Origin of the sequence: Morganella sp. TYF_1, from assembly GCF_043105645.1 — a bacterium.
Lineage (GTDB): Bacteria > Pseudomonadota > Gammaproteobacteria > Enterobacterales > Enterobacteriaceae > Morganella > Morganella morganii_B.
In genome coordinates this window covers 136,227-150,364 of record NZ_JBICLU010000012.1, presented here as the reverse complement: position 1 = coordinate 150,364, position 14,138 = coordinate 136,227, and the positions used below count along the sequence as shown (strand labels likewise).

Genomic DNA, 14,138 nt, shown 5'->3' with positions numbered 1-14,138 from the left:
ACGATTCAATAACCTTTTTTGGGGATCTTCAGCAAACATACCGGCTCCGGAACTGCTCAGGCAGGAACACCACACCCCGGAGGAATGTGTGGTGTCAGTGAGCACATTACGCTTCGATTGGTGCACGCCAGTCATCAGCACCGGAGGTGCCTGCGACGGTGTGTTCCCGGCTTATTTTGCGGTAGGACAGCGAGACTTCAATCAGCTGCGTGTAATCCGTTTTTTGCGGATCCTGACAGTGCGGCATTTTGCAGTCGATATTGACAATAGTGGCATCTTCCAGTGCGGTGGTGAAGAAGTGCTCCTGCTTACCTTCAACAGAGGTGCGGTACCATTTCAGTTGTACCTTAGGCAGCATCTCACCCGCCGCCAGGGCGTTGTACAACAGCGGAACCGCTTTGTTCAGCGCGACCGTGAATTTAAACGGACAGTGAGCAGGATATTTAACTTTTATAAATGATAAATTAAGATTTACTCAGCGCAATAAACCGGATAAAAAACAAACAAATACCCATATTTATTAAAAAAATCACATAACATATTGTAAATAATAAAAAATTGCCATTTTTTCAGATCATGTAAAAGAACCCTGTATTTTCCATGCTGAAACTCAGACTATAAACAGATAAAATCGTCGTCCGTAAAGTGAAACTCCCATTCCGGCAGCGTGCCTGCCAGTACAGCGACCATAACCGCCATAATTGATGACGGCTATCTGCTATTATGTTAATTTTCTCCTCATCTTTTTATTATCTGATGCAGTCGTATTAAATCTGCTGAGACCTCCGGTATTATATACAATATTGATACTGCTTTTATTATTATTCAGATCTAAACGATATTGCATATAGTTTTCCACCAGTGCAAACTTGTCCGGATTTTTTCGCTTAGCGTATCGTTTTCTTTTTAAAAATAATAAAAAACAAATAATGGCAGGAAGAGAAATACTCATAAAAAATGAAATAATAACTCCGGCAAACCCTGCCCCCAAATATAATAAAATCATCAGGCAAGGAATAAATATGATAAAAAACATAAGTATTGCTGATGCTAATATCGATTTCAGCGCTATTTCACTGTAATCAATATGTCTGTCCGACCTGAACAGATAGGCGGATTTATCAGTATGATTATAAAGACCGATTATCTGATTATTGTCGACATTACTGATCACTTCAACTTTATCATTCACCGCAACAAAAAAAGGATGCTCTATTTTCGTTAATACTGCTCCGAGCTGATAACCATGATGAGTTTTACAATAAAAGTCACTGTCACCATCACTAATCAGAAAATAATTGTTTGGTATCTCAACTGTTCTTCTGACATTATTAACCCTCAAACTGGTAACATTCATATTACTCTGTATTTGTACTTCATCAACATCTAACCACCTGACGCTAAGCCCGATGCTTTCAGCTCTCTTATTAATAAGTTCATAGTTATCGACTGAAAACAGTTTTTTTTGTCTTTCGAATAAAAACAGACTGATAAATGAAAATATTTTTTTCTCATGCTTTTTTATCAGCGTATGGATTTTTTTATCAGAAAAAGGTTTATCTATAATATTTCTCTCCCCCTGATAAATCTCAACTGATTCATTGAAAGGAGAGATTGCAAACATAACTAATTCTTTTGCAAAAAAGATATTCATCAAAAGTGAAAACAGAAACAACAGCCCGATAAAGATTGAATCTGCACCGCAAATAATCATCAAAAGGCTCACTGACATAGATAATGAACCGTAAGCCAGGTAGTTAAGTAAATTCTGACTTTCATCATATTTGTTTTCGGGCACTAACTCATTATTTTCGTCTTTTATAGCCCAATGAAGCCAATAGCCGCCATTATTTAACAGGTGCCCGGCTGCAATTATGTTATCTCCGGGCACTAACTGATTAAGAAAATCATCAGTATGATCAAATTGTGAATGACAAAAAAAGAAAATTTTTTCTGATGTGATAATACGGATAATTACATCTTTATAAACAGGTTGTATATCATAACGAATAAAATAAGCACTTATTCTTTCGGGCTTTATCAGCATTAACGTCGTTCTCTTAAATCATGTTGATACGATAACTTAATACATTCAGCTTAAATCAAATAAAACCACAACATCATTTTACTGATTAGATTAAAATGACAAAAACCAAATCACATAACGATAAACGTTATAAGGGATTAGTGTGGCTGTATCTGTAATAACAACTCATCAAGCCGTTTAATCACTAATGTACTGGCTTGCTCCATATTATTTAAACTGATATTCATCCGTTCATCATCGCCTGATCTGAATGCCAGTAACGCTTCCCGGCCGGAACGGTGTACTTTTTCATGAGGTACCTCAAGCTCAGAAAAACAACTGAGGTGTGAGAATTTATGCCCTTCCTCACCATAAAACCATTTCCCTAAACGACAATCGGTATGACTGTTAACTTCAGAGGTTTCATCGCGGTTAAAAATTAATTCATACACTTTAATCTTCCAGATAACATGATCTAATTTGACTGTGTTAAGAAATTGCTGAGTAGCAATGAAACGAATAATTTCCTGCATATGAGCAGAAAGTTCAATGGTCTGCTGTAACATTATACAGGCCTGTTCTGTCGCATAACGAATATCATTAATAGACTGATAATTTTTCTCCGCACTGGTACTGATGCTTTTTGCATGCTGATTGATATCCAGTGTTAATGCCGTAATATTCTTTGCCTGAAATTGAATGCCTGACGACAATTGTTTAATTTCTTTTGCAATTACTGAAAATCCGGCACCTCTTGCGCCGACATGAGCCGATTCAATAGCTGAATTTATTGCCAGCAGGTTTGTTTGCCTTGAAAGACTATTTATTTCATCAATATTACTATTTATACCGCCAAGTACAGAAATAAGCTCATCAACATAGGTGATATTTTCACTGGTATGTTGCTCAATGCGATGCACTAATTCAGAGAGCTGATTCATCTCCCGTCTGACGCTTTCATTTTTCTGATTAAGTTCATCGACAGTGACCAGTTCCTTCATCAAACGCTGGCTGGAATTAAGTAATGAATCACGAATAATTTCTACCGCACTGATACCGGAAATTAAATGCTGACACAACAGCTTGTCATAGGATTTCTCCGCTATATCACTGGCTGATATTTCCGTGCTGATAGTATTTGATACTACATCTGTTATTTTTTGCTGAGACGGTTGGTTGCGCTTATTTTTAAACCACTGCTTTAGTTTTTTACGCATTATATAAGTCCTTTTTTCTGTTTTTCATCATTAATGCTGCCAGACAGCCTGAACATTATCATATCATCTGACGTGAGTAATGATGTATATGAATCCGGTGTTAATTATGATAGTACGCAGATTTTATTGCTGCCACGGCATTATTTTTACACCATATTGCTTTATCTGTTTCTGTTTTCAGATTCACACCGACACACATTTATTCTTATTATGCGTATTTTGATAAGAATTCTCATTCATTTTCCGGCCCCCGGTTACATTTTGCATACAGTGTCATTATCCGGAATACAATCCTTCCCGGATGACACCCGTGTCTTTTATATTGTAACGTTATATTTTTACCCGAATTAAGAGTGAAAATTAATTTATCCGAATAATAAAAATAACTATTTGAATTTAAAGTTCAACTTGCTTTATCACATCAACAATAACGATCAAAAACGCATATATCAATAGTTGCAACCTATCGCAAATCCCGGTTTCGATCGTTTTAAACGATTGGATTGAGTAGTGAAAAACATTTTTAATTGATTAATATAATCAACCTGATATGTGTATTTTCCTTATTTATGTAATAAAAAGAGGAACCGTAAAAACGGACGGTATCACTATGCCGCCCCGTCAGAATACGTCTGTTCTTTTTTCGGCATAAAAGAATGACAGCCCCCTTTGTGGCTGGTATTAGATTTCATAAAAAAATACACTTAATATAGAGAGAAATAAATGCTTAGCCGTTTAAAAATAACAACTACGCTGACTGCAACCCTGCTTATATTCTGTGTATTACAACTATTAACAAGTGGTTTGTATTTTAATACTGTAGAAAGAGGCGCTTCATCTTTCCATCAGGTACTCAGTCTGAATGAGCGCAATGTTCTGCTATCCAATGTCTGGTCGAATTTTTCACAAGCCAGATTAAACCTCAACAGGGCACTTATTTCCGGACGAAGTGAAAATGAAATAGATTCACTCTTAAACAGCGCCATTAAAAACCTGAAAGACGTTGAAGGTGACTGGGAAAAATTTAATTCTACGCCAAACTTACATGGTCAGATAAGAACAAATCTGGAAGACAGCTATAACACCTACCATACAACCATTACCGAACTTATACAGTTAATACGACATCGTGATTTAAATACGGCAATATTACAGGACACTCAAACCAGTCAGGATGCTTATCTGACGCATTACGATACATACAGCCATAAAAATAACGATATTATTGCACAAATCATCAAAGAAGATGATAAAGCCGACCGTCAGTCAATATGGATACTGATTATCGTGCTCTGTATAACCCTGCTTATTGTGATTGGTATATGGTCAGCCCTTAAGCGCATACTGATTACACCGCTGAATAACGTGCTTGACAACATCCGGCATATTGCCGGGGGAGACCTGACCAGAACCATTGATATTCGCGGCTGTGATGAGGTGAATAAACTGGCTGAGACTCTGCGCTATATGCAGGGTGAACTGGCAGGGACAGTCAGTAATGTCCGTGACGGCGTTAATGCAATTTACAACGGCGCCAGTGAAATTGCGGCCGGGAATAACGACCTCTCTTCCCGGACCGAACAACAGGCTGCCTCTCTTGAAGAGACCGCCGCCAGTATGGAAGAGCTGACCGCGACCGTGCGCCAGAATGCTGATAATGCCCGTCAGGCCAGTCATCTGGCATTAACCGCCTCTGAGACCGCCGGGCGCGGCGGGAAAGTGGTGGATGATGTTGTGGATACCATGCGTGGCATCGGCGACAGCTCGAAGAAAATTGCCGATATCATCAGTGTGATCGACGGTATCGCCTTCCAGACCAATATTCTGGCGCTGAATGCCGCCGTTGAAGCCGCCCGAGCCGGTGAACAGGGGCGCGGATTTGCGGTTGTCGCCGGTGAGGTGCGTAACCTGGCCCAGCGCAGCGCGCAGGCTGCCAGGGAAATTAAAACCCTGATCGAGGATTCGGTCGGCAGAGTCGATACCGGTGCGGTACTGGTTGAGCGTGCCGGTGAGACGATGAATGAAATTGTCAGCGCCGTCACCCGCGTCACCGATATTATGAGTGAAATTGCTTCTGCTTCGGATGAACAAAGCCGCGGGATTGACCAGATTGGTGTGGCGGTAACAGAAATGGACAAAGTCACCCAGCAGAATGCCGCGTTAGTCGAGCAATCGGCAGCAGCAGCCGCATCACTGGAAGATCAGGCGGGCAAACTGACTCAGGCCGTATCTGTATTTCATATACAGGCCGGAAAAGTGACGGCTGCCGCCAAAACCGGCACTATCATACCGCTGCACTCCCCTGCCCCTAAAAAGCCAACAGATAATCCCGATGACGACTGGGAAACCTTTTAAGGTGTACATACTGAAATAAAAAAACGAAATTCTTACTTCATTGCACCAGATGCTGCTGAATTAGGTTTACCTCTTTTGCCCATACTTCATGGGCTTTTTTTTTAAAACCTGTCCCGGCGTTATCTCACACGTCCTGGTCCCCTTCCGCGAAATTTTTGTATGCACTGTAAAAACGAAAGATAAAAGCACATAAATGCACACTTATCAGAATATAATATATTGATTAAATAATGTTAACATGTCAGATGCTATTTTTATGGCAGTGTTCGCACTGTCAAATAAAAATAAATGACTTTAATGGCACCTGCAATACAACAATAAGGTATCACTGTGATTGGAAAGCTAAAAATATCCGTCTCCTTAGTTTTTGTTTTAATTTTGCTCCTTTTATTACAGATAATATCCGGGGTATTGTTCTTAAATTATGCAAATAATCAAAAAAATCAGGCCACACAGCTGGATTATGAAACGAAAAAAGTCATCTCCCTCGATGATGCATGGGTTTCATTAATAAGATCAAGGTTTGAAATCAACAGAGCGCAAAAATACATTGCTTATGCAAACCAAAAAGATTTAGGGAATGAATTATTAGTATTGTCAGAAAAAAAACTTGAGCAATCAAAAAAATCATTCAACGAATATAAATCCATTGATTCAAAAATAAAGAATACGAATGACGATGATTTAACCGTTACATTTAACAACTATTACAATGCACAATCAGATTTAATAAAATTCCTGCGCAATGACATGAGTGCTGAGTTTGCTGAACAACCAACTCAGGATATTGAAGATGCTTTTGAAAAACAATACAATGAATATAATGCAAAATATTTAAATTACTACACTGAATTTAACCAAAATTCAGGTACCAGCTATGATAATATACTATTCACCGTCATATCTATTCTAATCACTGTGTTAATTATTATTTCTTGTGTTTGGTTTGGCATTCGTAAAATCATTATTACACCATTAAACAGAATAGTATCGGATATTCAATCTATTGCTAAAGGTGATCTGAGCAAAACCATTGATATCACGGGCTGTGATGAGGTGAATAAACTGGCGGATACACTGCGTCATATGCAGCATGAACTGGCCGGAACAGTCGGTGATGTCCGTGATGGTGCCAATGCTATTTACAGCGGCGCCAGTGAGATCGCTGCCGGTAATAACGATCTCTCTTCACGGACTGAACAACAGGCTGCGTCTCTCGAAGAAACGGCTGCCAGCATGGAAGAACTGACCGCGACTGTACGCCAGAATGCCGATAATGCCCGTCAGGCCAGTCATCTGGCATTAACCGCCTCTGAGACCGCAGAGCGCGGCGGGAAAGTGGTGGATGATGTTGTGGATACCATGCGCGGTATCGGCGACAGCTCGAAGAAAATTGCCGATATCATCAGTGTGATCGACGGTATCGCCTTCCAGACTAACATCCTGGCACTGAATGCTGCCGTGGAAGCCGCCCGTGCCGGTGAGCAGGGCCGCGGATTTGCGGTTGTTGCCGGTGAGGTGCGTAATCTGGCTCAGCGCAGTGCGCAGGCGGCCCGGGAAATCAAAACCCTGATCGAGGATTCGGTCGGCAGAGTCGATACCGGTGCGGTACTGGTTGAACGTGCCGGTGAAACGATGAATGAAATTGTCAGCGCCGTCACCCGCGTCACCGATATTATGAGTGAGATAGCCTCCGCCTCGGATGAACAAAGCCGCGGGATTGACCAGATTGGCGTGGCGGTGACAGAAATGGACAGAGTCACCCAGCAGAATGCGGCATTAGTTGAGCAATCAGCCGCAGCGGCTGCGTCACTTGAAGAGCAGGCAAGCAGACTGACTCAGGCCGTATCTGTATTTCATATACAAGGCAGAGAACTGAAGGCCGGCACGAAAACCAGCATTATGGTGCCATTACAGCGTCCCGCGATTAAAAAATCAGCAGATAATTCCGATGATGACTGGGAAACCTTTTAAGGTGGACATACTGAAATAAAAAACGGAATTATTACTTCATTGCACCCTATACTGCTGAATTATATTCATCTCTGTTTGCCCATGTTTCATGGGCTTTTTTTTAATAACCTGCTCCGCTTATATCACCGGCAGTCAGCATTTACCGGCTGTTTCATTATTTTATTACCCATTAGAACAATAACGTGGTGATTAACGACACGTCAAAAGGGGTTTTATAACTGACTTATAGCTGTAAGCTTTCCGGAACCCCCGGCCTAGCCGGGGGTTTTCTGTGTACAATAAAAACACAATTTTTCCCTGATTCCGACATCGGCGTTACAGACAGGATTGCCAAGCCGCCGGATGTCCGTATACTGCCGGTATTTGCATCAGAAAATAATAAAAACACCGGTTGTCTTTTAAAGGAAAAACTATGTTTAAAAAAATCGCGCTCTCCCTGATGCTGCTGGCCGGCAGTATGATGCTGACCGCCTGCGGCAGTGATTCCCCGCAGGATGTCGTTAAACAGTTCTACAGTGCTGTTGAGAAAAAAGATGCGGATAAAGCGTATGAGCTGCTCGCCATCCCGGAAAAAGATAAACAGAAAAATGAGATGGAAATCAAAGGCAAAGTGCAGATGATTGTCGGCGATATGGCGCGCCGCATTGAAGGTAACGGCGGCGTGGAAAGCACGGAAGTGAAATCCGTCGATATTGATGAAAATAACAAACGCGCAACCGTGGTTCTGACGGTCAATTTCAAAGACGGCAAACAGAAAGATGAGCGTTTCCTGCTGACACAGGAAGACGGCGGCGACTGGAAAATTATCCTGCGCTGATGAAAGCCGCACTCCGCGCCGGGCTTCTGCTCCCGGCGCTGCTGGCAGCCGCGCTGCCTCTGTCTGCGGCAATCCCTCCGCCCGGCATTCAGAGCGGTGACCTGATTTTCCGTGACGGCGGCGAAGCCATCAGTGACATTGTCAGAAGTATCGATAACAGCGGTTTCAGCCATGTCGGTGTTGTTGATATCACACCGGAAGGCACTTATGTCATTCACGCCACCCCGCAGGAACATCCGGGCGGTATCAGCGGTGTGAACCGCGATCCCCTTGATTTCTTTATTCAGCACGCCAAAGACGGGCAGGTTACCTGGTATGCCGTACAGGCGGACGGTGAAAATCACCGGCGCGCGCGTGATTATGCCCTCGCCAGGCTCGGCACGCCTTTCAGTATCAACCCGCAGGATGGCCTGTACTGCACACAACTGGCGGCAGAGTCCTGGCAGTCTGCCGGCGTCACCATCATCACCGGCAAAACCCGTCTGAGTTTACCGCTGGCGGAAGAACCGTTAATCTTACCGGAAAATATGACCCGCTCGCCGCAACTGCGCCGTATTCCCTAATACCGGCCTCCGCGCGGCGGCAATTGCAATACAGGGAACAACATGGAGTTAATTTTTCTGGGCACCGGTGCCGGTGTTCCGTCAAACAACCGCAACGTCAGCAGTCTGGTGCTGGATCTCAAATCATTACAGCGCGGCCTGTGGATGTTTGACTGCGGCGAAGGCACTCAGCATCAGATTCTGAAAAGTCCGGTCAAAATCCCGAAACTGGAAAAAATCTTTATCACCCATCTGCACGGCGACCATATTTTCGGCCTGCCCGGCCTGTTATGCAGCCGCTCCATGGGCGGATGTGAGGAACCACTTACTCTCTTTGGCCCGCAGGGGCTGGCGCAGTTTGTTGAAACGGCACTGACCCTCAGCGGCTCATATCTGACTTTCCCATTGGAGATCATTGAGATAGATGAGGAAGGCGTGATTTATGATGACGGGCAACTGAAAGTCAGCGCTTACTCACTTGAGCATCCGGTGATCAGCTACGGCTACCGGATTGAAGAACATGATAAACCCGGGGCGCTGGATGCACAGCGCCTGAAAGCGGAAGGTGTCCCCGGCGGCCCGTGGATGCAGACCCTTAAACAGGGCGGCGAAGTGACACTGGACGATGGCCGGGTGATTTGCGGGGCAGATTACCTCGGCGAGCCGCAGCGCGGACGTCATCTGGTGATTTTTGGTGATACCGCACCGTGCGAAAATGCGCTGAAACTGGCACAGAATGCCGATGTGATTGTGCTGGAAGCCACGCTCGACGGTACGATGTCTGAAAAAGCCAACAGCCGCGGACACTCTTCCACCGTGCAGACCGCCACTCTGGCGCGGGATGCGGGCGTCGGTACGCTGATCGCCACCCATTTCAGCGGACGCTACAGTGAAGAAGATTGTGAGCGCTTACTTCGCGAGTGTCAGGCAATTTTCCCGGCCACCGTGTTTGCCTTTGATCACATGGTGTATCCGATTTAACCTGTCTGTCTCCGGCGTGATTATCACTGTTACACAGATTTTGATATAGTGAATGCTGTTTATTATTTCATTCACCGCCGGAGGTTTTACCATGCTGCCCGCCCACGAGTACGCCAATGATCTGATTTTATTTGCGCTGATTGTGGATTGCGGCTCCTTCAGTAAAGCAGCGGAAATGGCCGGTGTCACCGGCTCCGTACTCAGCAAGCGGGTAGGACGTCTGGAAAAAGCCCTCGGTGCCCGTCTGCTGTACCGTACCACCCGCAGTCTCTCTGTCACGGAAAATGGCCGCGTGTTGTATCAGCATGCCAAATCCCTTACCGGCCAGGTTCACAGCGCATTACAGGCAGTCAGTGCCAACAGTGATGAGCTGACCGGGCTTATCCGTATGTCAGTACCCACTATCTCCGGAGAGCTGGTTCTCAGCGAGAGTGTGGCAGAATTCTGTGAAAAATACCCGAATGTGAAAGTGGAAATGCATCTGGAGAACCGGTTTGTTGACCTGGTGAATGAACGGATTGATCTGGCTATCCGCACCGGTATGATGAGTGACTCCAGCCTGATAGCCCGCCCGCTGATTGATTCTCACTGGGTGATCCTCGCCTCCCCCCGTTATCTGGAAAAACACCCCGCGCCACAGAATCCGGAAGATTTACTGACACACAACTGCCTCACTTACACCTATCAGCAGAGCGGGACCTCAAACTGGCTGATGCGTCGCCCGGACACCGGTGAAATCTATGAATTGCAGGTGAGCGGTAATATCGCGTTCAATAATGCCCGCGCCATCCGCAAAGCGCTGCTCAGCGGTCACGGTATCGCCATGGTGCCGCGCTGTATGGTGCATGAAGATCTGGAAGCAGGACTGCTGACCGAAGTCCTGCCGGGCTACAGCGGGAAAAAACTCGGCGTATATGCCGTGTATCCGTACACCCGCCATCTGCCGGTGAAAATCCGCCTGCTGATCGATCATATCCAGCAGTCATATCAGGCAATCCGTCCCTATTTCGGCTGACAGATTCAGAATTGTTATCTGTTCGTGACAACGGATTAGTCGACTTTTGGAATTTCTCTATTGACCGTTATGGCCTAATTAATGTGACCCCGTCCTTTCATCATACAAATTAACCCATTAATTTACTGATAAATAACGTCTTTTTATTTCTTTTTTTCACCTGATTTTCCACGTTTTTATCATTTCCTGCCCATTTTCAATTGTTAAAAAAATGCAGCATAGATAATTCCTTTTGGTTGTGATTAAAATAATTCCGTAATGAAAATTTAACGAATCCTGCATGCAACATTAATTTTAAAACAATAATAATGTCAGAGGGCTTTATGGCTATTTTTTTCAGTCTTGCACCGATCGTGATGTTAATCTGGATGATGACAAAACGCCGCAGTATCCCTTCTTACGTCGCATTACCTTTCACCGCCGCCGTGGTGTTCTGTATCCAGCTGTTCTGGTTTAAAACAGATCTCACGCTGCTGAGCGCCAATATTGTCACCGCCTTTATTTCTGTGCTGACACCGATCACCATCATTGCCGGGGCAATTATGCTCAATAAGCTGATGCAAGTCAGCGGCGCGGAAAACGTGGTGCGCAGCTGGCTGGAAAACATCAGCCCGAATCCGGTGGCACAGCTGATGATTATCGGCTGGGCATTCGCCTTTACCATTGAGGGCGCAAGCGGGTTCGGAACACCTGCCGCTATCGCCGCCCCAATCCTGGTCGGTCTCGGCTTCCCGGCCATACGGGTTGCCCTGCTGACGCTGGTGATGAACTCCGTGCCGGTCTCGTTCGGCGCCGTCGGTACACCAACCTGGTTTGGTTTTGCCAACCTCGGGCTGAATGAAGAGAGTGTTTATCAGATAAGCCACTACTCCGCGCTGATCCACTTTGTCGCTGCATTTGTGATCCCGCTGCTGGCGCTGCGTTTTATTGTCAGTTGGCAGGAAATCCGCCGCAATATCGTGTTTATTCTGATCAGTGTGCTCGCTTGTACCGTGCCGTATCTGCTGCTGGCACAGGTGAACTATGAGTTCCCGGCGCTGCTCGGCGGGGCAATCGGCCTCGGGATCTCGGTGGTGACTGCCCGTGCCGGTATCGGCCTGACCCGCACAGAACAAAAAACAGAGAAAAAAGTGATCCCGTTCGGGCAGGTTATCAAAGCCATGACCCCGACCCTGCTGCTGATCGGTATTCTGATTGTTACCCGCATCCACCAGCTCGGCCTGAAAAGGCTGCTCAACAGCACTAACGTGATTTGGGAAGGCACACTGGGTTTCCTCGGCCATATCACGCTGAGTGATGCACTGATTGTCCGTCTGAGCAATGTGTTCGGCACCCCGGCGGCGGCAGATTATAAAACGCTGTATGTCCCGGCGCTGATCCCGTTCTTCCTCGTGGTGCTTATCGGTATTTTCCTGTTCCGCCTGAAACGGACGCAGGTAAAAACCATGTTTGTGCAGACCGCACAGCAAACCAACAAACCGTTTATTGCCCTGTTTGGTGCGCTGATTATGGTCAATCTGATGATGCAGGGCGGCGAAAATGCGCCGGTTTACATTATCGGTCGTTCTCTGGCGGGTGCCACCGGTGAGAGCTGGATCTACTTCGCCTCTTACCTCGGCGCACTCGGCTCGTTCTTCTCCGGCTCCAATACCGTATCCAACCTGACCTTCGGCGGCATCCAGCAGTCGATCGCGCAAACCACCGGACTGAATGTCAATTTAACCCTCGCGCTCCAGTCTGTCGGCGGAGCCATGGGGAACATGGTGTGTCTGAATAATATTATCGCTGTCTGCACCATCCTCGGTATTACCAATGCCGAAGGGTCAATTATCAAAAAGACAGTGGTTCCGATGTTTATCTACGGCGTGATTGCCGCCGTGATGGCACTGATACTGACCCTGTAACCGGGCACAGTGCTGAGTTTGTTACATACATATACAGGTATTTAAGATGATTATTTCCGCTTCAACAGACTACCGGGCGGCTGCCGAATCCAGACTGCCTCCCTTCCTGTTTCACTATATTGACGGCGGGGCGTATGCCGAGCATACCCTGAAGCGCAATACGGCGGATCTGGCGGATATCGCCCTGCGTCAGCGGGTGCTGCGCGATATGTCTTCTCTCAGTCTGGAAACTGAACTGTTCGGGGAAAAACTGGCAATGCCGGTTGCCCTGGCACCGGTCGGGCTGACCGGGATGTACGCCCGTCGCGGTGAGGTGCAGGCGGCAAAAGCAGCGGCGAATAAAGGCGTGCCGTTTACTCTCTCCACAGTATCCGTGTGTCCGATTGAGGAAGTTGCTCCGGCGATTGAGCGCCCGATGTGGTTCCAGCTCTATGTGCTGCGCGATCGCGGTTTTATGAAAAATGCCCTTGAGCGCGCCAAAGCCGCCGGGGTCAAAACGCTGGTCTTTACCGTTGATATGCCGGTGCCGGGAGCGCGTTACCGTGATGCCCATTCCGGGATGAGCGGCCCGAATGCCGCCATGCGCCGTGTGTTACAGGCGATGGTTCACCCGCGCTGGGCGCTGGATGTCGGCGTGCTGGGCAAACCGCATGATCTGGGTAATATCTCGGTCTATCGCGGCGCGCCGACCAAACTGGAAGATTATATCGGCTGGCTGGGAGCAAACTTCGATCCGTCCATTTCCTGGAAAGACCTGGAGTGGATCCGCGAGTTCTGGGAAGGCCCGATGATTATCAAAGGGATTCTGGATCCGGAAGATGCGAAAGATGCAGTGCGTTTCGGCGCGGACGGCATTGTGGTCTCCAACCACGGCGGCCGCCAGCTCGACGGCGTACTTTCCACTGCCCGCGCCCTGCCTGCCATTGCCGATGCGGTAAAATCGGATATCACGATTCTGAGCGATTCCGGGATCCGCAATGGCCTTGATGTGGTGCGGATGCTGGCGCTGGGTGCGGATTCTGTCCTGCTGGGTCGTGCTTTTGTTTACGCCCTCGCGGCACAGGGACAGGCGGGGGTCGAAAATCTGCTGGATCTGATTGATAAAGAGATGCGCGTGGCAATGACGCTGACCGGTGCAAAAACCATCCGCGATATCACCCGCGACTCGCTGGTTAATCTGCCCGGCTGATCCGTTTTTTTACTTTTCAGCAAAAGCCACTCCCCGGAGTGGCTTTTTTGTTTTATGTGGTTTTCTTGTGTGATCTGTCCGATTAATTATGATCAAACTCACACAAAACAACATAAAG

Annotated in this window: 10 protein-coding genes and 1 pseudogene; 8 read left to right on the top strand and 3 right to left on the bottom strand. The window is 46.4% G+C overall.

What is annotated here, in order from left to right; translation table 11 throughout:
- Positions 1–106: 106 nt before the first annotated feature.
- The 3 genes and pseudogenes from tssD to ACF8OF_RS04825 all read right to left on the bottom strand — a co-directional run.
- Positions 107–436, bottom strand: a pseudogene (gene tssD / locus ACF8OF_RS04835) (type VI secretion system tube protein TssD); the annotation flags it as partial.
- Between the two features lie 285 nt (positions 437–721).
- Complete coding sequence (locus tag ACF8OF_RS04830) at positions 722–2,047, bottom strand: hypothetical protein (RefSeq protein ID WP_392495898.1); 1,326 nt, start codon at positions 2,045–2,047, stop codon at positions 722–724.
- Between the two features lie 137 nt (positions 2,048–2,184).
- Positions 2,185–3,243, bottom strand: coding sequence for a CZB domain-containing protein (locus ACF8OF_RS04825; protein WP_392495897.1), 1,059 nt, complete (start codon positions 3,241–3,243; stop codon positions 2,185–2,187).
- Positions 3,244–3,966: 723 nt separating this feature from the next.
- Between ACF8OF_RS04825 and ACF8OF_RS04820 the strand changes: the two genes are divergently transcribed.
- The 8 genes from ACF8OF_RS04820 (at position 3,967) to lldD (ending at position 14,020) form a co-directional block, all read left to right on the top strand.
- Positions 3,967–5,598, top strand: coding sequence for a methyl-accepting chemotaxis protein (locus tag ACF8OF_RS04820; protein ID WP_392495896.1), 1,632 nt, complete (start codon positions 3,967–3,969; stop codon positions 5,596–5,598).
- 330 nt (positions 5,599–5,928) lie between these two features.
- Positions 5,929–7,572: a methyl-accepting chemotaxis protein gene (locus ACF8OF_RS04815; RefSeq protein ID WP_349466367.1), complete on the top strand. Its 1,644-nt coding sequence runs from the start codon at positions 5,929–5,931 to the stop codon at positions 7,570–7,572.
- Positions 7,573–7,984: 412 nt separating this feature from the next.
- Positions 7,985–8,389: a DUF4878 domain-containing protein gene (locus ACF8OF_RS04810; protein WP_262862562.1), complete on the top strand. Its 405-nt coding sequence runs from the start codon at positions 7,985–7,987 to the stop codon at positions 8,387–8,389.
- Entirely contained in the window at positions 8,389–8,952 is a 564-nt protein-coding gene (locus ACF8OF_RS04805; protein ID WP_279799177.1) for a YiiX/YebB-like N1pC/P60 family cysteine hydrolase, read from the top strand. Before ACF8OF_RS04810 ends, ACF8OF_RS04805 begins: the two co-directional genes overlap by 1 nt.
- 42 nt (positions 8,953–8,994) lie before the next feature.
- Positions 8,995–9,912, top strand: a complete 918-nt coding sequence (rnz, locus tag ACF8OF_RS04800; RefSeq protein WP_392495893.1) for a ribonuclease Z — start codon at positions 8,995–8,997, stop codon at positions 9,910–9,912.
- Between the two features lie 91 nt (positions 9,913–10,003).
- Positions 10,004–10,927 (top strand): LysR family transcriptional regulator, encoded by a 924-nt coding sequence (locus tag ACF8OF_RS04795; protein ID WP_072871983.1) that lies wholly within the window; start codon positions 10,004–10,006, stop codon positions 10,925–10,927.
- Positions 10,928–11,250: 323 nt separating this feature from the next.
- Complete coding sequence (locus ACF8OF_RS04790) at positions 11,251–12,831, top strand: L-lactate permease (RefSeq protein ID WP_392495891.1); 1,581 nt, start codon at positions 11,251–11,253, stop codon at positions 12,829–12,831.
- Positions 12,832–12,877: 46 nt separating this feature from the next.
- Positions 12,878–14,020, top strand: coding sequence for an FMN-dependent L-lactate dehydrogenase LldD (gene lldD / locus ACF8OF_RS04785; RefSeq protein ID WP_004238839.1), 1,143 nt, complete (start codon positions 12,878–12,880; stop codon positions 14,018–14,020).
- Positions 14,021–14,138 lie beyond the last annotated feature (118 nt).

Excerpts from the sequence above, each read along its gene's own strand:
- ACF8OF_RS04830 (WP_392495898.1), bottom strand. The coding sequence starts at position 2,047 with ATGCTGATAAAGCCCGAAAGAATAAGTGCTTATTTTATTCGTTATGAT.
- ACF8OF_RS04825 (WP_392495897.1), bottom strand. The coding sequence starts at position 3,243 with ATGCGTAAAAAACTAAAGCAGTGGTTTAAAAATAAGCGCAACCAACCG.
- ACF8OF_RS04820 (WP_392495896.1), top strand. The coding sequence starts at position 3,967 with ATGCTTAGCCGTTTAAAAATAACAACTACGCTGACTGCAACCCTGCTT.
- ACF8OF_RS04810 (WP_262862562.1), top strand. The coding sequence starts at position 7,985 with ATGTTTAAAAAAATCGCGCTCTCCCTGATGCTGCTGGCCGGCAGTATG.
- ACF8OF_RS04805 (WP_279799177.1), top strand. The coding sequence starts at position 8,389 with ATGAAAGCCGCACTCCGCGCCGGGCTTCTGCTCCCGGCGCTGCTGGCA.
- rnz (WP_392495893.1), top strand. The coding sequence starts at position 8,995 with ATGGAGTTAATTTTTCTGGGCACCGGTGCCGGTGTTCCGTCAAACAAC.
- ACF8OF_RS04795 (WP_072871983.1), top strand. The coding sequence starts at position 10,004 with ATGCTGCCCGCCCACGAGTACGCCAATGATCTGATTTTATTTGCGCTG.
- ACF8OF_RS04790 (WP_392495891.1), top strand. The coding sequence starts at position 11,251 with ATGGCTATTTTTTTCAGTCTTGCACCGATCGTGATGTTAATCTGGATG.
- lldD (WP_004238839.1), top strand. The coding sequence starts at position 12,878 with ATGATTATTTCCGCTTCAACAGACTACCGGGCGGCTGCCGAATCCAGA.